The organism is Rhodanobacter sp. sgz306013, assembly GCF_057031145.1.
Genome location: NZ_JBXCIJ010000002.1, coordinates 822554 through 840514 on the forward strand (window position 1 = coordinate 822554; position 17961 = coordinate 840514).

Genomic DNA, 17961 nt, shown 5'->3' on the forward strand with positions numbered 1-17961 from the left:
AGCGGGGCATCATGTCAGGCCGATGACTCGCACTTGCGCGTTCACCAGCCCAGCGGCGCGGAGCCCTGGTCGGGCGAGCCGTCCGGATGGCTGAACCAGTACACGCCGTTCTGCCCGCCGGGGCAGCCCTTGCCGCTGCTGTATGAGGTCACCGCACCGGCCGCGGAACCAACATCGGCACGGTAGCAGCCGCCCAGCGAATCACCATACGCGTAAGCCTGCGTGCTGGCCTGGCCGCTGTGCCCGGTGAAGTTGCCGCTGGCGTCGAAGGCCAGCGTGTCGGCGCTGTTCACCGTGTTGTCCACGCGGTCCGCGTACAAGGTGATGCCCGCGAACGCCCGCGAACGACGCAGCGAGTAGCCCTGGCGCACCGTGGTGGCCGCGGTGATGCTGCCGTCCGCGGCCACCGGCTGGTCGTAGTCCACGTGCAGCGGATAACTCACCTGCTGCCGGTACTCGCGGGTGACGAACGGCCCGATGCGGCTGCGGCTCACGCCCTCCATCGAGGTGACCTGGTCGGTGACCTGGCGATAGCTGCTCGCGCTGATCGTGAAGGCCTGGGTGTCGGCGAAGCCGACGGTCTGGTCCACCGAGTTCCACACGCGGCCGTGCGCGGTGTCGACGTAGCCTTCGATCACGAAATGGCGCGAGAGGTTGGTGGTGATGTCGCCGTTGCCGCTGCCATCCAGCGTGCTGGCGATGGTCGGCGTGGGCGCCTCGCCGGCCAGGGTGTTGCGCGTCACCTGCCCGCTCAGCTGCCGCGCATGATGGTCCTGGTAGACCAGCAGGGCCGCAGCGGCGGAGAAGTAGTTGTTCGCGCCGGCCACACTGAGCGCCACCGTGTGCTGGGCGCCGTCGCTGAGCACGCCCGCGAACGGGCTCAGGTCGACCCGGTACGGCATGAAGTTCAGCGTCTGCACGCCGGCGACCGGCCGCCACAGGTAGGGATCGATGCCGCCGGTGTAGATCCAGGGATAGATCGGCGCCACGCCGGCCGGCTGGCCGTCGATGCTCACCTCAGCTTCGCGGAAGTTGCCGCCGCCGCACTCGTTCACCGCCGCGGCGTACTGGTCGGGCACGCAGGTGTACCAGAACTCGTCGGCGTTCTGGCTCTGCGCGAACACGTCGAGGTAAGCGCGTTCCACGTTGCGCGGCAGGCTGAGCGTCTTCGACAGCTGGTCGGTGGAGGCGGACAGGTTGGTGACGCTGCCTACCGGGTCGCTGCCCAGCGAGATCACCTGGTCGGGCACGCGCCGTGCGCGCGCCCACGCCGAAGCGGGATAGAACAGCAGCTTCGCGCTGCCGTGGATCACCCCGGTGTAGGTGCCGTTGACCAGGTTCCACAGGATCGCCTGGCCCTGGCCGGCATTGCGGAACAGCGCGCTGTAGTCGGTGAGGTCACGCTCCACGTGCCAGCTCGGTGCCACGGCGGACGAAGGCTCGGCGGTGGTGCCGAAGTACAGGTTCACTCCGTCCAGCCAGATCGAGCCGGTACGGTCGAACTGGCGGCCCGCGGTCACCGAGAAATCCGCTTCCAGCACCACCTTCGCCCAGTGCGTGCCGCAGCCCACGGGCGGCGCGTAACTGTAGGGGCGCGTGCCGAAATCGTCGAAGGTGTCGTTGCTGAACAGCTGCACCGCGCAGGGCTGGCCCGGCGGGCGCGGCACCGTCGGATCGGCGGTGGTGGTGTTGGACGAGCCGACCGGGCTGGCACCGGAGGCATAGACACTGCAGGCAAGACACGTCAGCCCGGCGATGGCCAGGCTGCGACCGAACACTCCCATGCGCGGCATGCGATTTCCCCTTGCGTGTGGGCCTGTCCATGAGCTCTCGCGTCATTGCGGACAGGCGCCGTCACCCCCTGCGGCGAGCATCCTGACACCGGGGTTTTTAGACGGGGTCAAATCGGCCCGGCGTTTTCTTGCGACCACCGCCCGGCGGCCGCCGGCGGCTTTTCGATCAGCCTGCAAGCAGCGCCTGGTACACCGGCTCGGTGTCGGGACGGCGGCCATGCCACAGTTCGAACGCATCGGCCGCGGTTTCCACCAGCATGCCCAGGCCGTCGAAGGCGTAGCGTGCGCCGGCCGCCTTCGCCCAGGCGAGAAAGCCGATCGCCGCACTGCCGTAGGCGAGGTCGCAGCAGAGCGCGCGGGCGCCCACCAGCGACGGCGGCAGCTTCAGGCCCTCGCCCAGCACGCCGGCCGACGTGGCGTTGACGATGAGGTCGTAGCTGCCCAGGTCGGCGAGGTCGCTCCAGTAGCGCGTATGCACGCGCGCCGGCTCGCCGATCGCGTCAGCCAGCGCATCGGCGGTTTCGGGCGTGCGGTTGACGATGGTCAGCGTCTGCACGCCAGCGTCCAGCAGCGACCACGCCACGCTGCGCGCCGCGCCGCCGGCGCCCAGCATCAGCGCGTCGTGGCCGCGCAGGTCCACCCGGTGGCGCTCGGTGAGGTCACGCACCAGGCCGTCGCCGTCCGTGTTGTGCGCGGCGAGCCGGCCGTCGGCGAGCGGGGTGAGTACGTTCGCACTGCCGGCGCGCGTGGCCGCCGCGCTGCGTTCGTCCGCCAGCGCAAAGGCCGCGGCCTTGTGCGGCAGGGTGACGTTCGCGCCGGCACCCCCGGAGGCAAAAAAGCCGCGCACCGCCGCCACGAATTCCGCCGGCGTGGCGTCGATGGTGCGGTACTCCAGCGCGATGCCGAACTGCCGCGCGAAGGCTTCGTGGATGCGCGGCGACAGCGAGTGCGCGATCGGATGGCCGAACACGGCGAACTGGGAGGGCTGGCTCATGCGGGGCTCCTGGGAATGGACGGCCATTGTAGGTGGCTGCCGGGGGGCGCCAAGCTCCCGCGTGCACCGACGCCGTAGCGTCGGGGACTTTGCCGCATTGCCCCTCCCTGGCCGCACTCCGGCAGGGCGCGCGGCAACGGCGCGTCGCAGGTCTTGAGAAAACGGGAGGGCATGCTGCGTCCGTCGCCCGCGAGGAAGCCGCCATGCGCCCCACCACCGTCGATCATCACCGTCACGACCACCTGCTCGGCATCGCCCTGCTGTGGCTCGTCACCGGCGGCACATTGCTGCTCACCACCCTAGTGCCCGCGCACACTGCCCTGCTGGGCTGGGCGCCGTTGGTGTGGCTGCTGCTCGCGCCGCTGGTGCTGCTGCTGATCCTCGAACCCGGACTGCCGCGGCAATTGCTCGCCTGGCGGCATGCGCGCCGCGTCCATGCGCTGCGCCGGTACTGAATTCCATCTGGCAGTGGAACGGCCCGCCGCCGGGACGCGGCGGGCACAGGGAGTGCATTGCGCAAGGGAGCGCGCCCGGTGCCGGATGCCGCAGGGACGCGGCATCCGGCGCAACCCGCTGCGGTTGCCTGCGTGTCAGTTGCCGGCGTGCTCGCGCTGGGGCATCCGCGTGACTATGCCCTGCCGCTTGCGTTCCATCCGGCGCAGGAATTCCTGCATCACGCGCAGGTACAGCTCGCCGCCGAGGTGCGCGTCCTCGACGCCGGCGTCTATCGAAGGATTGTCGTTCACCTCGATCACCACCGGCCTGTCGTCCACCTGCTTCAGGTCCACGCCGTAGAAGCCGTGGCCCACCGCGCTGGTGGCCTTGAGCGCCAGCTTCACTACCTCGGGCGGCGCGCGATCCACCGGCAGCGTCTCGAATCCGCCGGATTTCGCGTCGCCCTTGGCCGCGTGGTTGTAGATCTGCCAATGGCCGCGCGACATGTAGTACTTGCAGGCGTACAGCGGTTCGCGATTGAGCACGCCGATGCGCCAGTCGAATTCGGTGTAGACGTATTCCTGCGCCAGCAGCAGCGCGCTGTGCTGGAACAGCTCGCCGCTGGCACGGTCCAGCGCCGCCTCGTTCTCCACTTTCACCACGCCGCGCGAGAACGAGCCGTCCGGGATCTTCAGCACCAGCGGATAACCCAGCCGCGTGGCGACTTCCTTCATGCCCTTGCTGTCGTCGCGGTAGAGGATCTCCGTGCGCGGCACGGCGAGCTTGCGCGACACCATCAGGTCGTTGAGGAAGATCTTGTTCGTGCAGCGCAGGATCGAGGCCGGGTCGTCGATCACCACCATGCCTTCCTTCTCCGCGCGGTGGGCGAAGCGGTAGGTATGGTTGTCGCTGGCGGTGGTCTCGCGGATGAAGAGGCCGTCGTACTCGGCGAGACGCTGGTAGTCGTTCTTGCCGATGGTGTCGACCTCGATGCCGAGCTCCTTGCCCGCGGCGACGAAGGCTTTCAATGCCTTCTTGTTCGATGGCGGCATCTGTTCGTTCGGGTCGACCAGCATCGCGAGGTCATAGCGGTACAGCTTGCGCGCGCGCGGCTTGCGCCACAGCTTGCGCGAGAAGCGATCCAGCTCCTCGGCGAACGCGTCCTCCTGGGCGTCGTTCAGCGTGTGCAGGCCCACCGGCTTGATCGAGCTGACCTGCCAAACGCGGTCGCGCTCGAACTCGATGCGCAGCAGCGGGCAGGGGAAGGACTCGAACACCTGTCGCGACAAGTCCTGCAGCGCGGGGTAGGCGGTCTCGCCGAAGTAGACCAGGATGCCGAAGTCGGTGGTGTCGCGGCCGCCCGCGGGCAGGAAGTGGGTGAGCTTGGTGTTGAGATCCTCGATGTCCACGCCGTACAGCGAGCGCCGGCCGAGGTCGTTGATGGTGCGTACCGAGGGCATCACCTTGTGCCCGCGCGCCTCGGCCAGCAGCGACACGTAGTAGCCGGTGCCCAGGTACTTGTAGCTGCGGCAGAGGTTGATGACGTGGGTGCGCTCGTCGTCGCTGCCCGCGGGCTCGCGCAGGTAGTCCATCGCACTGACCACGTCCACCGACGGGTAGTAGGAACCCCAGTCGGAGGCTTTCTCGACCACGATGACCAGACGGGCCATGTCACCACTCAGGCTTGCGATTGCGGGAGCCGACCCGCCCGGGGCGGCGGGGGCGCGAGGGCGCAGTGTCGCACGGCACCGGCGGTGTGCAAGGCGCGGCGCTGAAGCCCGCGTAAACAGGTCCGGCGCACCGCGATTGCCCCCCCGCCGACCGCGCACTACAGTCCGCCCGGTTTGTCGCCCGGGTCCAGGAGTCCATCGCATGCCGCCAGCCAACGTGCGCATCCGCTCCGCCGAACTCTCCGACCTCGACGACCTGGTGGCGCTGGAAGAGCACAGCTTCGACAGCGACCGGCTGAGCCGCGTGCAATTCCGCCGCCACCTCGACAGCGACAGCGCGAAGGTGCTGGTGGCCAGCACCGGCCCGCATCGCTTCCTGGGCACCGCCGTGGTGTTCTTCCGCAAGCGCAGCGGCGTGGCACGGCTGTATTCCATCGCCACCCATCACGCCGCGCGCGGGCAGGGCGTGGGCTCGGCCCTGCTTGACGCCGTCGAGCAACTTGCCCGCCGTCGCCGTTGCCGCGCCCTGCGCCTCGAAGTGCGCGCCGACAACCCTGGCGCGGTCCGCCTGTACGAGCGTCTCGGCTACCGTCGGCTGGTGGCGCTGGCGGGCTACTACGAGGACGGCGCGGACGGCTGGCGCTACGAAAAGCGGCTGGACGCCTGAGCCACGGCGAGCTCGGCCGTCTCTAAAGCCGCAGGGAGTCCGCGGACGGGTAGGGTCGTGTGCGGCCCGCGCAGGCGGGTGCCTGATCGGCAGAGGCGAATCCGGCCCAAGCCGTTGCCGAGGGATTGGGCTGGCCGCAGGCTTGCCCGCGGCGCGCACGCCGGGCAGGGCACGGGCTCATGCGCCGGTTTCGCGGCCCGGATATCCGCCACGATGGCGGATACAGATGGACTCCATCTAGCGCTGGCGCGTCTCGACGCCCTTCGCCATCGCCGTCCAGTGCACCTGGTCGTACGAATATTCCTGCCGGTAGTCGATGCGGTCGCGGCCGCTGAACACATTCACGGTGCGCGCGTAGACGGTCTTGCCGTGGTCGCTGAATTGCCACGGGAAGGTCCAGCGCTCGCCATCGACGACCAGCCTGCCGTCACCGGCCGCGTGGCCATCGACGGGCAGCGCATGGGTGACGTAGTGGTTGTCGTCGTCTCCGCGCTGGAAGACGATCAGCGCCTTGGACTGGCCGTCCACGATCTGCTCGCAGGCGTAGAACGCGCGACCCCGCCAGCAATCGTTGCGCAACACGCCGGTCTCCGCGCCGGCCTTGCTGTAAGGCGTGGCGTAGTGCTCAGCCTGGGTATGCCAGGTGCCGGCGTACACCGCGATGCGGTCCAGCCCGCCATCGGCCGCCGCCGCGGCGACGCTGACGAACAGCAGGCTGGCGCACCACCAGGGTGAAAAACTTCGCATGGCTCCACTCCCCGTCGATCCGGCCTCGCCACGTCCGCAGCGAGGCCGGATTGCCATTCACGCGCGCATCGCGGCCGCCAGCTGCGGTCGTGGCGCCGCCGCGAATCTAGCACCCCGCCGGCCACGATTTCCTGCGCCGGGTCCATGCGGGCTCCGCGCGATCGCTGCACCGGTTCAACCGCCCAGGGGCGAGCTGATGCGCTGCTGGGTGGCCGCATCCGGTCGCGCCACCAGCGCGCCGTCGCGGGCGAGGCTCACGCTGTAATGGCCGCCGTCGACCAACGGCAGGAAGGTCCCGCTGCCGTAGACCGCATCCACCATCGGCAGCGCGCGCGGATACTTCCGGCGCAGGTCGAGCAGGTCGAAGCCGTCGGCGGAACCGAGGCCGATCACGGTACGCGGCGCGCTCACCTCCTGCGCGGGATCGTCGTAGCGGCCGTCGATGCGGTCGAGCCGGTACAGCGGCGGCAGGCCCGCAAGCAGGGCCGGCAGTTGCCACTTCAGCACCACCGCCTCGACACGCCAGTCGTCGCCGGCCAGGTCGACCCGACGCGTGCCGCCGTCGGGCCAGGACAGGGTGACGGCCCAGCGCTGCGGCGAAAGGATGTGCGCGTCGATGTCGACGACCGGCGTCTCCTCGCCGAGCAGGCGATACCCGCGCAGCGCCCAGCCGCCCGTACCGAGCAACACCGCCAGTGCGAAACACGCCACGCACAACAGCGCATGCCAGCACGCCGCCAGCCGCGCACCGGCGTCGAGGCGCCTACGCAGCGTCACCAGCTGCAGCAGGCAGAGCAGCAGCAGGACCGCCGCCAGCACCAGCAGCACGGTGGCGGGCAGGCGCAGCAGTTCGATCGGGTTCATCGGGGTTTCCGGGGCGGGGGCGTACGCATGATAAGCCGCGCGGATGCGCTCGCTATACTGCGGAGGTTTCCGGCGACCGCGGTCTTCGCGAGCGCCATTCCGACCGCTTCCCTCTGGTGTCCGATCATGCCCCGTCCGCTGCTGCTGCCGCTCTGCCTCGCCGCCGCCCTGCTTGCCGGCTGCGGCAACAAGGGTCCGTTGTACCTGCCGAACAACCCGCATCCGCCGGTCTACGTGCCGCCGCAGCCCGCGCCGGCGCAATCGGCACCGGCGCCGGCGGGCAGCAGCGCCGCGCCGGCCGCCACGCACTGAACGCGGCGATGCTGCGCTTCTCCAAGATGCACGGGCTGGGCAACGACTTCGTCGTGCTCGATTGCCGCAGCATGCCGTTCGCGCTGGACGTGGCGGGCATCCGCGCGCTGGCCGACCGCCGCACCGGCGTCGGTTTCGATCAGCTGCTCAGCGTGGAACCGGCGCGCGACCCCACCTGCGCGTACTACTACGGCATCTGGAACACCGACGGCTCGCCGTCGGGCCAGTGCGGCAACGGCGTGCGCTGCGTGGCGGCCTGGCTGCATCGCGCCGGCGCACTGGCGCTGGGCGAGGCGGTGCGGCTGGAAAGCCCGTCCGGCCCGGTGACGGTACGCCTGCTCGCCGCGCACGAAGTCACCGTGGACATGGGCGAGCCGGAGTTCGCGCCGGCGCGCATTCCGTTCGAGGCGGTGGCCGAGGCGGATGGCTACGCGATCGAGGTTGACGGCGCCACGCTGCGGATCGGCGCAGTGTCGATGGGCAACCCGCACGCGGTGGTGATGACGGATACGCTGGCCGCGGGGGCGCCGGAGCGGCTGGGCCCGGCGCTCAGCACCCATCCCCGTTTCACCGAGGGCGCCAACGCGGGCTTCGTGCAGCGCCTCGATCGTGGCCGTCTCCGCCTGCGCGTGCACGAGCGCGGCGCAGGCTGGACGCAGGCCTGCGGCACCGGCGCCTGCGCCGCGATGGCGGTGCTGCGCCGGCGCGGCGAAGTGGACGAGAGCGTGCGGGTAGAGCTTCCCGGCGGCGCGCTGCACATCGACTGGCACGGCCCCGGCCATACGCTGTGGATGACCGGCCCCGCCGCGTTCGTGTTCGAAGGCGAATGGCTAGCCAATTGATTCGACGGGCGTGTCCATCGCACACTCGGGCCGTCCACGCACCGGCCCGAGGAAAACGCACATGAACGTTCCGCTGTCCGACGAAGCCACCGAGGCCGGCGCCGTCGCGGCCTACCTGAAACGGCATCCTTCCTTCCTCAGCGACTATCCCGAGCTGGCCGCCCAGCTCACCCTGCCGCGCGAGCAGGGCGCGGTGGCGTCGCTGGCCGCCTACCAGCTGCAGCAGTTGCGCGAGAAGAACGCGGAGCTGGAGCGCCGCCTCGCCGAACTCACCGCGATCGCCGCCGACAATGAGCGGCTGATGGAACGGGTACACGCGCTCACCGTGGCGCTGCTGCGCGCGAACACGCTGGAGGTGACCACGCGCACCGTGATGGCGCGCCTCAGCGAGGATTTCCACACCGAGCAGGTGCGCCTGCTGCTGTTCGGCAACAACCCCGACCTGCCGCGCTCGGACTGGCTGCGCCAGGTAGGCGGCGGTGCCGCCGACCTTCCCGAGCTGGCCGAGCTGCTGCAGCGGCACGAACCCGTCTCCGGCCGGTTGTCCTCCGACAAGCTGGCGCGGCTGTTCGGCGACGAGGCCTCCACGATCCGCTCGGCGGCGCTGATGCCGCTGGGCGACGCCGGCATCCTCGCGATCGGCAGCCAGGATCCGGACCGCTTCCAGCCCGGCATGGGCACGCTGTTCCTGAAGATGATCTCCGCCACCGTGACCGCCGCGCTGGCGCGGGCGCACGATCTCACCTGAACCCGTGATCGCGCCGGCACGACAGGTCGAGGCCTGGCTGGCCCGCCTCGCCGGCGAGCGGCAGGCCTCCCCGCACACTGTCGACGGCTACCGTCGCGACCTTGCCAAGCTCGTCGCCTGGATGGAGGCCCAGGGCGTCGACGGTTTCGCCGCGCTGGAACCGAACCGGATGCGCCAATTCGTCGCCACCCAGCATCGCGCGGGGCTGGCGCCGAAAAGCCTGCAGCGCCTGCTGTCCTCCTGCCGCAGCCTGTTCCGGCAGCTCAGCCGCGAAGGCGCGCTGGCGCACGATCCGCTGGCCGGCGTGCGCGGCCCGAAGGTGCACCGCAAGCTGCCCGTGGTGCTCGACGTGGACGAGGCCGCCAGCCTGGTGGAGGCAGGTGGCGACGGCCAGCTGGGCGTACGCGACCGCGCGATGCTGGAGCTGTTCTATTCCTCCGGCCTGCGCCTGTCCGAACTGGTCGGGCTGCGCTGGAGCGACCTCGACCTTTACGGCGGCGAGGTGCGCGTACTCGGCAAGGGCCGCAAGGCGCGCATCGTGCCGGTGGGCCGTCACGCCGTGACGGCGTTGCGCGCATTGGGCACGGCCGAAGGCGACGCACCCGACACACCGGTGTTCCGCGGCCGTGGCGGCGCGCCGATCAGCCCGCGCACCGTGCAGGCGCGGCTGCGGAAACTCGCGCTGATGCAGGGTTTCGCCAAGCACGTGCACCCGCACCTGCTGCGCCACACCTTCGCCAGCCACATGCTGGAATCCTCCGGCGACCTGCGTGCGGTGCAGGAGCTGCTCGGCCATGCCGACATCGCCACCACCCAGATCTACACACACTTGGATTTCCAGTATCTGGCGAAGGTATACGACGCGGCACATCCGCGGGCCAGGAAAAAGTAGACGCGCGTCTTGCGCTTGCCCCTTCGCTCCTTCGGGGAGTACGCGGGGAGACGCCACGGATGGCGTCGGCTCCGGGGAGCGAGAAAGGCCGGGATGAGGGGCGGGTGCTCGCGAGGGCGTCGCATTGAAGCTCGCCTTCATGAGAACGGTCGCCAGATTGGCCCCTTTCCCCAACCCTCTCCCCGAAGGGACGAGGGAGCAAGCGTGCGATGCAGCATCGCTTCGTATTGAAGCCATGGCCAACCATCCCCACCTCGTGACTTCACCTCTGGAGCTCCCATGGAATCCTTCCACGCCACCACCATCGTCAGCGTGCGCCGCCACGGCAAGGTCGTGATCGGCGGCGACGGCCAGGTCACCTTCGGCAACACGGTGATGAAGGCGAACGCGCGCAAGATCCGCCGCCTCGGCAAGGACCAGAACGTGCTGGCCGGCTTCGCTGGCGCCACCGCCGATGCATTCACCCTGTTCGAGCTGTTCGAGCAGAAGCTGGACAAGCATGGCAACAACCTCACGCGCGCCGCGGTGGAGATGGCCAAGGAATGGCGCACCGACCGCCGCCTCGGCCGGCTCGAGGCGATGCTGGCGGTGGCCGACAAGGACGCCTCGCTGCTGATCTCCGGCAACGGCGACGTGCTGGAACCCGAACACGGCCTGATCGCGATCGGCTCCGGCGGCCCCTACGCGCAGTCCGCCGCGCTGGCGCTTATGGAAAACAGCGAACTCGACGCCCGCGCCATCGTGGAGAAGGCGCTGAAGATCGCCGGCGACATCTGCATCTACACCAACCACAACACCACGATCGAAGAGCTGTAGGCGCGCGCACAGCTTTTGCGATCGTCCCTGATCGCGAAGATCAAGCGGGCGGCCATCCGTGGCCGCGCTTCTCACCAAAAAGCCACATCCCGCCGTTGCAGCTTTTCCACACACTTGACGAAAGCTATGTCCGAACTCACTCCCCGCGAAATCGTCAACGAACTCGACCGCTACATCATTGGCCAGCACGGCGCCAAGCGCGCGGTGGCGGTGGCGCTGCGCAGCCGCTGGCGGCGCATGCAGCTGGACCCGGCGATGCGCAACGAGATCACCCCGAAGAACATCCTGATGATCGGTCCCACTGGCGTGGGCAAGACCGAGATCGCGCGTCGCCTCGCAACGTTGGCGAACGCGCCGTTCGTGAAAGTGGAGGCCACCAAGTTCACGGAAGTCGGTTACGTGGGCAAGGATGTCGAATCGATCATCCGTGACCTCGCCGACGTGGCCTACAAGCTCACCCGCGAGCAGGCGATGAAGCGCGTGCGCGCGCAGGCCGAGGACCGCGCCGAAGACCGCATCCTCGACGGCCTGCTGCCGCGCCGGCAGACGCCCACCGACTGGAGCCACGACACGCCGGCCGCGCCCGCCGCCGACAGCGACACCCGCCAGAAGCTGCGCAAGCAGTTGCGCGAGGGCGCGCTGGACGAGCGCGAAATCGAGCTGGATTTCGCCATGAACGTGGGCGTCGAGATCATGTCGCCACCCGGCATGGAGGAGATGGGCGCGCAGCTGCGCCAGATGTTCCAGAACCTGGGTGGCGCCAAGACCCAGCACCGCAAGCTGGCGATCAAGCTGGCTCGGCCGCTGCTGGTCGACGAGGAAGCCGCCAAGCTGCTCAACGACGAGGAGATCCGCGCCCAGGCGGTGGAGGCCGCCGAGCAGAACGGCATCGTCTTCCTCGACGAGATCGACAAGATCGCGCAGCGCTCCGAGTGGGGCGGCGCCGGCGTCAGCCGGGAGGGCGTGCAGCGCGACCTGCTGCCGCTGGTGGAAGGCTCCACCGTGTCCACCAAGTACGGCCCGCTGAAGACCGACCACATGCTGTTCATCGCCTCCGGCGCGTTCTCGCTGGCCAAGCCCTCGGACCTGATCCCAGAGCTGCAAGGGCGCCTGCCGATCCGCGTCGAGCTGTCCGCGCTCAGCGTGGACGACTTCAAGCGCATCCTGCGCGAGCCGCACAACGCACTGACCAAGCAGTACGTGGCACTGCTAGGCACCGAAGGCGTGAGCCTGGAGTTCACCGACTCGGGCATCGACCGGCTGGCCGAGGTGGCCTACCAGGTGAACGAGCGCACCGAGAACATCGGCGCCCGTCGCCTGCACACCGTGATGGAACGGCTGCTGGAAACGATTTCTTACGATGCCGCGGACAAATCCGGCGAAAAATACATGATCGACGCCGAACAGGTAGACAAGAGCCTCGGAAACCTGGTCAGCAACGAAGATCTCAGCCGCTACATCCTGTAAGCGTGGCCACCGCGACGGAACTGGGCATGGCTCGCCACATCGCAGTGCCGGGCCATGCCTGATGCGGCGTGATTTGCGTTTTTGACCCATTTTAATTGCATGTTTGCCGAAGATGTCTGGGAACATCCTCTAAACAAGCCGGGGAGGCCACTCTGCTAAAATAGATCTGCTATGGCAAAGATTCTCGAGTTCAAGACCAATGGCCTGCGCGCCCAGCTGCGCGAGGCCCAGCAAAACCGGACGATGGTGCGCCTGTGGCGCGGCGAGCTGGAACACGGCAGCTTCTGCGGGTACGTGGGCGGCGTGGGCCGCGAGTTCGTGCTGCTGTGGGTGCTCGGCGACGGCATCACCGACGACGGCATCTACGTGATGCGCCACCGCGACATCACCGAGCTGGAAGCGCCCGAGCGCCACCATGTCTTCATGGCCAAGGCGCTGGAACTGAAGGGTATCGCCCCGCAGCTGCCGCGTGGCTTTCCGCTGGACGGCATCCGCGACGCCGTGCAGGCCGCGGGCGCGATGTCACCGGTGATCGGCGTGCACGTGGACAGCGAGGAGGAGGAGGAGGTCTGCTACATCGGCCACCTCGTGCGCGTCGATGACGACGGCTTCTACCTGCAGGAACTCAGCCCCGACGCGGAGTGGATGCGCCAGGCCTCGTTCTTCGCCTGGGACGAGGTCTCCACGCTCAGCATCGGCGACGGTTACGCCCAGGCGCTGCTCGCCGTGGCCGGCCCCGCGCCCGCGCTGGAGCCCGGCGACGCCGGCATCGGCCACATGCACTGACGTTGCCCTCCCGGATTCACCCGGACGCCCGCCCTGACCCGGCGGGCGTTTCGTTTCCGGACGGGCGATTGACAGGCACGGCGCGGTTTATGCTCCCTGCCATCTCCCCAGGGAAATCCGCATGCCCCGCATCGTCGTCGTCGGCAGCATCAACATGGACCTGGTCACGCTCGCGCCGCGCTTTCCCGGCCCAGGCGAGACCCTGCTCGGCACGCGGTTTCTCACCATGCACGGCGGCAAGGGCGCGAACCAGGCAGTGGCCGCCGCGCGGCTGGGCGCCGAGGTGGCGATGGTCGGCGCGCTCGGCCACGACGCCTTCGGCGACCAGCTGCATGCGGGACTCGCCAAGGAAGGCATCGCCCTCGACCATGTCACCCGGCTCGACGGCGTGGGCAGCGGCACCGCCTCCATCACGGTGGCCGAAGGCGAGAACCAGATCATCGTGGTGCCCGCCGCGAACGCGCGCGTCACGCCGGCCCAGGTCGAAGCCGCGCGCGCCACCATCGCCCACGCCGACGCCGTGCTGGTTCAGCTGGAAATTCCACTCGATGCGGTGGAAGCCACACTGCGCCTGTCCAGGCGCGAGGGCGTGCCGGTGATCCTCAATCCCGCGCCCGCGCAGAAGCTGCCGGCCGAATGGCTGCAACTTGCGGGTTACCTCACCCCGAACCAGCATGAGCTCGCCATTGCGCTGGGGGCGGACGCGCAGACGGATTTCCGCGAGCTGATGCGCGTCGCCCCGTGCCCCGTGGTGCTAACTCGCGGCGGCGAAGGCGCGTGGTACCGCGATGCCGGGGCACCGGTGCGGCAGCCTGGTTTCAAGGTGGATGTGGTCGACACCACCGGCGCCGGGGACACCTTCAACGGCGCGCTGGCGGTGTTCCTTCGCGAAGGACTGCCGCAGGCGGTGCGCAAGGCCTGCGCCGCCGCCGCGCTGTCGGTGACCAGGCTGGGGGCGCAGGGCGGCATGCCCACGACACGTGAGGTGGAAGCCTTGCTCGCACGCTGACTGCACCCGCTAACCCGCTACTTGCCGATGCAGAACGAACCGAAGATCGCGCCGAGCAGGTCGTCGCTGGTGTAGCTGCCGGTGATTTCGCCCAGCGCATGCTGGGACTGGCGCAGTTCCTCGGCGGCGAGTTCGCCGGCGCGGGTGCCGGCGAGGGCATCGGCAGCGTGGTCGAGATGTTCGCGCACCGCTTCGAGCGCCAGCACGTGGCGACGCCGCGCGCTGAAAGCGCCTTCACCGCTGCCGGCGCCGGCGCCGGCGAGTTGCTTGAGGTGCTCGCGCAAAGCGTCAAGGCCTTCGCCGGTTTTCGCGGAGGCCCACAGCCAGCGGATGCCGTCGCGGGTTTCCGCATGCGGCGCGGCGTGGGCGAGGTCGATCTTGTTGACCAGCACCACGCGCTCGGCGCCGACGGGCAGGGCATTGAACAGGTCGAGGTCGTCGGCGGCATGTTCCGCGTCGGTGACCAGCAGGGCGGCGTCGGCGCGCGCGAGTTCGCCGTGGGCGCGGCGCACGCCTTCGCGTTCGACTTCGTCGTCGGTGTCGCGCAGGCCTGCGGTGTCGGCAAGTTCCAGCGCCACGCCGTCGAGCGCCACGCTTTCGCGCAGCACGTCGCGGGTGGTGCCAGCGATGGCGGTGACGATGGCGCGCTCGCTGCCGGCCAACGCGTTGAGCAGGCTGGACTTGCCCGCGTTGGGCCGGCCCACGATGGCCACGCGCAGGCCGTCGTTGAGGCGCACGCCGCGTTGCGCTTCGCGCAGCAACTCGGCGAGTTCCACGCGCAGGCTGTCGAGTTGCCGCGCGATCGCGGGATCGGCGAGGAAGTCGATCTCCTCCTCCGGGAAATCGATCGCGGCCTCGATATGCACGCGCAACGCGATCAAGGATTGCAGCAGCGCATCGACACGCTGCGAGAACACACCCTCCATCGAGCGCAGCGCGGCGCGTGCGCCGGCCTGCGAGCGCGCGGCGATCAGGTCGGCCACGGCTTCGGCCTGGGCCAGGTCGAGCTTGCCGTTGAGAAACGCGCGTTCGGTGAACTCGCCGGGACGTGCCGGCCGTGCGCCGAGCTGGCAGACGCGGCGCAGCAGCATGTCCAGCAGCACCGCACTGCCGTGGCCCTGCAGTTCCAGCACGTGCTCGCCGGTGTAGGAGGCGGGTGCGGGGAAGTGCAGCAGCAAACCGTGGTCGATGGCTTCGCCCTGCGTGTCGTGGAAGGTGGCGAAGTGCGCGTGGCGCGGTCTTGGTGCGCGACCCAGCAGCGCCTGCGCGATCGCCGGCACCCGCGGCCCCGAAACGCGCAGCACACCCACGCCGGAGGCCCCCGGTGCGCTGGCGATGGCGGCGATGGTGTCGGTGGCTTGGGTCATGGCCGGCAGGGTAAACGAAGACGACCGCGCGGGTTGCCCGGCGCGGCCGCTTTGTCGGGCGGTGCGGCGAGGGTTGGCCGCCTACTTGATCTCGGCGATCAGCGACGATCGCGGAGACCAGGCATCAGGCGGCCTTCGCTGCCGCCTCCTCGCGATCCATGTGGTGGGTGATCCACCACTGTTGGCCGAGACCGACCAGGCCGTTCACTGCGTAATACAGGCACAGGCCCGCGGGGTAGAACGCGAAGATCACAGTGAACAACAGCGGCATCACCTTCATCATCTTCGCCTGGGCGGGATCCATGCCCGCGGCGGCCGGGTTCAGCCATTGCGTGCCCAGCATCACCGCCGCGTAGATCACTGGCAGGATGTAGTAGGGATCGTGTGCGCTGAGGTCGGGTATCCACAGGAACGACGCCTGGCGCAGCTCCAGCGAGTACTCCAGCACGTAGAGGAGGGCGAAGAACACCGGCATGGTGATCAGCACCGGAAAGCAACCCGCCATCGGGTTGACCTTTTCCTTCTTGTACAGCTCCATCTGCGCCTGCTGCAGCTTGACCTTGTCGTCGCCGTAACGCTCCTTGAGCGCCTGCACGCGCGGCATCAGCTTGCGCATCTTCGCGCCTGAACGGTACTGCATCGCGGTGAGCTTCCAGGTGGCGCCCTTGATCAACAGCACCAACAGGATGATCGCGAGGCCCCAGTTCTTCACGATCGCGTGGAAGAACGAGAGGATGCCGTGCATCGGCACGGCGATCGCCTTGAACATGCCGTAGTCGATGGTGAGGCCCAGGCCCGGCGCCACCGCATCGAGCTTGCCCTGCAGGTTGGGGCCCACGTAGAGGCGCGCCGTGGCGTCCGTGCTCTGTCCCGGCGCCACGCTGAGCGTGGGTCCGATCGCGCGGATCAGATAGCGCGGATGCGCGCTGCCCGGGTTCACCGTGTCGGTGGCGTAATGCACGGTTTCGCCGGCCGGCGGAATCCATGCAGCGAAGAAGTACAGCCGCAGCATCGCCGCCCAGCCGTTCTTGAAGTCGGCATTGAGCGTGTCCTTCGGCTCGCTGAAGTCCTTGAACGGCAGCTTCTCGAACTTCTCGCCCGTGTACCAGGCCGCGCCCTGGAAACTGCGCGTTTCCGGGTTGGACATATTGGTCAGCCAGCTGCCGGTATGCGGCGGCTCGGTGCGCAGCAGCTGGGTGTAGGCGTTGCCCTGCCACGGCGCGCTGCCGCCGTTGGCGATCTTCTGGTCCAGCGCGATCACGTAGCTGCCGCGGGTGAAGCGGTAGGTCTTGGTGACCTTGAGGCCTTTGGCGTCCTGCCAGGTCAGCGGCACGTCGAGCTCGTTCTGGCCCGGCGCCAGGGCGTAGGCATTCTGCGCGGCCTGGAACACGGCGAGGTGGTTGGGCTGGTCCGCGGCGGCGGGGTCGCTGCTGCTGACCAGGCCATTCTGCGCCACGAAGTAGTGCGCATCGGTGTTGTCGAACAGCGTGACCGGCGCGGGGTTCGGATCCCGGTGCGTGCGCGGTGCCACCGGGTAGTCCAGCAGCTGGGACCGCACCAGGCTGCCGCCACGGGTATCGATGGTGAGGCGCAGCACATCGGTGGTGACCGTGATCAGCGAACCGGGCGCATGGCTGTCCGTTGCGCCGGCGGCGTTGATCGCCGGCGCGCCGGACTGAGCGTTCGGCACGCCGGGCGCGCTCGCGGCACCCGCAACACTGCTGGCGGCTGGGGCCGGCGGCGGTGTCAGGTAGTCCTTTTCCCAGGCCATGAACAGCAGATAGGCCACGGCGAGCAGGGCGAACAGGAGGAAATTGCGGGTCTGGTTCATCAGGTTCACGGATCCGGACGACGCCACGCGGCACGCGGCCACTGGGGAAAGGGAAAGGTCAACGCGCGATTGTGGCGGCGGCATCCATCGGCATCAATGGTGCGGATCGGAAGCCGCAGTCGCGGCGGCAGGCGGCGGCACCGGCCGGATCGACGTAAGGCGTTGCCACAGCGCATTGGCTTCGGCCAGCAACTCCGCGCCAGGCAGTCCGGCGGCCACGTCGCGCGCCATCACCACCACGTCCACCGGCGGCAGCTGGCCGCGGATGCGGCGGAAGGATTCGCGCAAAAGGCGTTTCAGGCGATTGCGTTCCACCGCGCGCTTGGACACCCGCTTGGAGATCGCCAGGCCCAGCCGCGCGTGTCCCAGTCCGTTGGGTCGGTAGCGCAAATGAAAACAGCGGCCGCCAAGGCGACCGCTGCTGGTGCGCAACGCTGCAAAGTCGCCGGCCAGACGCAGCCGCAATTCGCGCGGCAGGCCGGCGGGGTGCATGGCGCGCGTGCCGTTTACGGGATCAGGCGCTTGCGGCCCTTGGCGCGGCGGGCGTTGAGGACTTTGCGACCGTCGGCGGTGGCCATGCGGGCACGGAAGCCGTGGGTGCGGGCGCGCTTGAGCTTGCTGGGCTGGAAGGTCCGCTTCATGGCTTTGCTCCGAAGGGAATGGTATGTGGATAAAAAGGTTGGAAATTATGCGTGCCCGGGTGCTGCGATGTCAAATCGGC

General features: G+C 69.0%; 19 protein-coding genes. 10 read left to right on the forward strand and 9 right to left on the reverse strand.

Annotated features, from left to right (window positions below; all coding sequences use genetic code 11):
• Positions 1-41: 41 nt before the first annotated feature.
• Both AC2EWF_RS08550 and aroE read right to left on the reverse strand, forming a co-directional pair.
• Positions 42-1793, reverse strand: coding sequence for a peptide-N4-asparagine amidase (locus tag AC2EWF_RS08550; protein WP_483638933.1), 1752 nt, complete (start codon positions 1791-1793; stop codon positions 42-44).
• A gap of 166 nt (positions 1794-1959) precedes the next feature.
• A complete protein-coding gene (aroE, locus tag AC2EWF_RS08555) occupies positions 1960-2787 on the reverse strand; it encodes a shikimate dehydrogenase (protein WP_483638934.1) in 828 nt (275 codons plus the stop codon).
• A gap of 203 nt (positions 2788-2990) precedes the next feature.
• Here aroE and AC2EWF_RS08560 point away from each other — a divergent pair, with 203 nt between their 5' ends.
• Positions 2991-3242 carry a hypothetical protein gene (locus tag AC2EWF_RS08560; protein WP_483638935.1) on the forward strand — a complete coding sequence of 84 codons (252 nt, stop codon included), beginning with the start codon at positions 2991-2993 and terminating at the stop codon, positions 3240-3242.
• A 135-nt stretch (positions 3243-3377) separates the two neighbouring features.
• Here AC2EWF_RS08560 and AC2EWF_RS08565 read toward each other — a convergent pair whose 3' ends face one another.
• The gene (locus AC2EWF_RS08565) at positions 3378-4892 is read right to left on the reverse strand and encodes a RimK family protein (RefSeq protein WP_483638936.1); all 1515 of its coding nucleotides are present in this window, start codon (positions 4890-4892) and stop codon (positions 3378-3380) included.
• Between the two features lie 202 nt (positions 4893-5094).
• Here AC2EWF_RS08565 and AC2EWF_RS08570 point away from each other — a divergent pair, with 202 nt between their 5' ends.
• Positions 5095-5559 carry a GNAT family N-acetyltransferase gene (locus tag AC2EWF_RS08570; protein WP_483638937.1) on the forward strand — a complete coding sequence of 155 codons (465 nt, stop codon included), beginning with the start codon at positions 5095-5097 and terminating at the stop codon, positions 5557-5559.
• A gap of 237 nt (positions 5560-5796) precedes the next feature.
• Here the strand turns inward: AC2EWF_RS08570 and AC2EWF_RS08575 are convergent, their stop codons facing one another.
• Positions 5797-6306: a hypothetical protein gene (locus tag AC2EWF_RS08575; RefSeq protein WP_483638938.1), complete on the reverse strand. Its 510-nt coding sequence runs from the start codon at positions 6304-6306 to the stop codon at positions 5797-5799.
• Between the two features lie 174 nt (positions 6307-6480).
• Complete coding sequence (locus AC2EWF_RS08580) at positions 6481-7170, reverse strand: hypothetical protein (RefSeq protein ID WP_483638939.1); 690 nt, start codon at positions 7168-7170, stop codon at positions 6481-6483.
• A gap of 126 nt (positions 7171-7296) precedes the next feature.
• Between AC2EWF_RS08580 and lptM the strand changes: the two genes are divergently transcribed.
• The 8 genes from lptM (at position 7297) to rbsK (ending at position 14042) form a co-directional block, all read left to right on the forward strand.
• Positions 7297-7482: an LPS translocon maturation chaperone LptM gene (lptM, locus tag AC2EWF_RS08585; protein ID WP_483638940.1), complete on the forward strand. Its 186-nt coding sequence runs from the start codon at positions 7297-7299 to the stop codon at positions 7480-7482.
• Positions 7483-7490: 8 nt separating this feature from the next.
• Positions 7491-8324: a diaminopimelate epimerase gene (gene dapF / locus AC2EWF_RS08590; RefSeq protein WP_483638941.1), complete on the forward strand. Its 834-nt coding sequence runs from the start codon at positions 7491-7493 to the stop codon at positions 8322-8324.
• 61 nt (positions 8325-8385) lie between these two features.
• Positions 8386-9072, forward strand: coding sequence for a DUF484 family protein (locus tag AC2EWF_RS08595; protein WP_483638942.1), 687 nt, complete (start codon positions 8386-8388; stop codon positions 9070-9072).
• Between the two features lie 7 nt (positions 9073-9079).
• The gene (locus tag AC2EWF_RS08600) at positions 9080-9964 is read left to right on the forward strand and encodes a tyrosine recombinase XerC (protein WP_483639132.1); all 885 of its coding nucleotides are present in this window, start codon (positions 9080-9082) and stop codon (positions 9962-9964) included.
• 279 nt (positions 9965-10243) lie between these two features.
• The gene (gene hslV / locus AC2EWF_RS08605) at positions 10244-10780 is read left to right on the forward strand and encodes an ATP-dependent protease subunit HslV (protein WP_483638943.1); all 537 of its coding nucleotides are present in this window, start codon (positions 10244-10246) and stop codon (positions 10778-10780) included.
• Between the two features lie 126 nt (positions 10781-10906).
• The gene (gene hslU, locus AC2EWF_RS08610) at positions 10907-12247 is read left to right on the forward strand and encodes an ATP-dependent protease ATPase subunit HslU (protein ID WP_483638944.1); all 1341 of its coding nucleotides are present in this window, start codon (positions 10907-10909) and stop codon (positions 12245-12247) included.
• A 171-nt stretch (positions 12248-12418) separates the two neighbouring features.
• A complete protein-coding gene (locus tag AC2EWF_RS08615) occupies positions 12419-13033 on the forward strand; it encodes a hypothetical protein (RefSeq protein WP_483638945.1) in 615 nt (204 codons plus the stop codon).
• Between the two features lie 121 nt (positions 13034-13154).
• Positions 13155-14042, forward strand: a complete 888-nt coding sequence (rbsK, locus tag AC2EWF_RS08620) for a ribokinase (protein ID WP_483638946.1) — start codon at positions 13155-13157, stop codon at positions 14040-14042.
• Positions 14043-14059: 17 nt separating this feature from the next.
• On the opposite strand, the gene mnmE is transcribed toward rbsK, so the two are convergent.
• From mnmE to rpmH, 4 genes are all read right to left on the reverse strand, one after another.
• Positions 14060-15409: a tRNA uridine-5-carboxymethylaminomethyl(34) synthesis GTPase MnmE gene (gene mnmE / locus AC2EWF_RS08625; RefSeq protein WP_483638947.1), complete on the reverse strand. Its 1350-nt coding sequence runs from the start codon at positions 15407-15409 to the stop codon at positions 14060-14062.
• 124 nt (positions 15410-15533) lie between these two features.
• Positions 15534-17240 (reverse strand): membrane protein insertase YidC, encoded by a 1707-nt coding sequence (gene yidC, locus AC2EWF_RS08630; protein WP_483638948.1) that lies wholly within the window; start codon positions 17238-17240, stop codon positions 15534-15536.
• Between the two features lie 93 nt (positions 17241-17333).
• The gene (rnpA, locus tag AC2EWF_RS08635; protein WP_483638949.1) at positions 17334-17732 is read right to left on the reverse strand and encodes a ribonuclease P protein component; all 399 of its coding nucleotides are present in this window, start codon (positions 17730-17732) and stop codon (positions 17334-17336) included.
• 14 nt (positions 17733-17746) lie between these two features.
• Positions 17747-17881: a 50S ribosomal protein L34 gene (gene rpmH / locus AC2EWF_RS08640; RefSeq protein ID WP_007510029.1), complete on the reverse strand. Its 135-nt coding sequence runs from the start codon at positions 17879-17881 to the stop codon at positions 17747-17749.
• Positions 17882-17961: the final 80 nt, after the last annotated feature.